General features: G+C 50.6%; 1 protein-coding gene. It reads left to right on the top strand.

The genetic code is table 11. The annotated features are described in order from the left end of the window. A partial coding sequence (locus tag H5090_RS20525; protein WP_182696628.1) for an Ig-like domain-containing protein occupies window positions 1–902 on the top strand: 902 nt, incomplete at both ends.

The raw sequence follows: 902 nt of genomic DNA, 5'->3' as shown, positions 1-902 counted from the left end.
GCAAATGCCACTCAAAGCATTGATGTACAAACCGATGCCAATGGTAACTGGAGTGCGACACCAACAGGCACATTAGCCGAAGGGAATTATAGCGTTAGCGCCAGCATCACTGATGCAGCGGGCAACACAGGTACAGGTACAGACAGTGGCGAAGTAGACGTAACTCCACCGGCACTTGCCTTTACACCAACGTTTGAACTTGGTTTATTGGTTACCTTAAGTGGTACCTCTGACTTGCCAGCAGGCAGTGAAATTACCATTACCGAGCAACTGGTTGGCGGTGGCATTGGTGCCACCTACACCACCACAACTGATGCCGATGGTAATTGGTCATTAGTCGGATTAGATGTATCGTTACTTGATGTTGGCTCAGTGATCGCCACAGCGACCGATGCCGCAGGTAATACCCGTACAATTAGCTCAGATGACTTTGATAATACACCGCCGACACTCACTGTTGATGTTGCAGCACAAAGCGACAGCAACACACCAATCATAAGCGGCACAAGTGATGCGGGCGAAGGTGCACAAGTGACGATAGTCGTTACCGACAGCAACGGCAACCCACAAACCATCACCGCCCTTGTTGATGCGGATGGTAATTGGAGTGCCACTCCAACCACACCATTAAGTGAAGGTCAAAGCACCATCGAAGTAAGTGTACGCGACAGTGTTGGCAACGAAACTACAGTGAGTGATACCACCACTATCGACACGCAAGCGCCAATACTCACCATTCAAAACGTAGGCGATGTTAGCGACTTAACACCCGAGCTGCAGGGCACCAGTAATGAAATTGGTGGCACTGTTACACTCACCATCACCGACAGCGCAGGCGCTGTGCAAACCATTGAGACCCTAGTTGGCAGCGATGGCCACTGGAACATTGAGATTCCAGGTGC

It is taken from the genome of Pseudoalteromonas sp. SR43-5, assembly GCF_014163835.1.
Lineage (GTDB): Bacteria > Pseudomonadota > Gammaproteobacteria > Enterobacterales > Alteromonadaceae > Pseudoalteromonas > Pseudoalteromonas distincta.
Note: the sequence above shows the minus strand (reverse complement) of the source record. Positions and strands in the feature narration are given on the sequence as shown.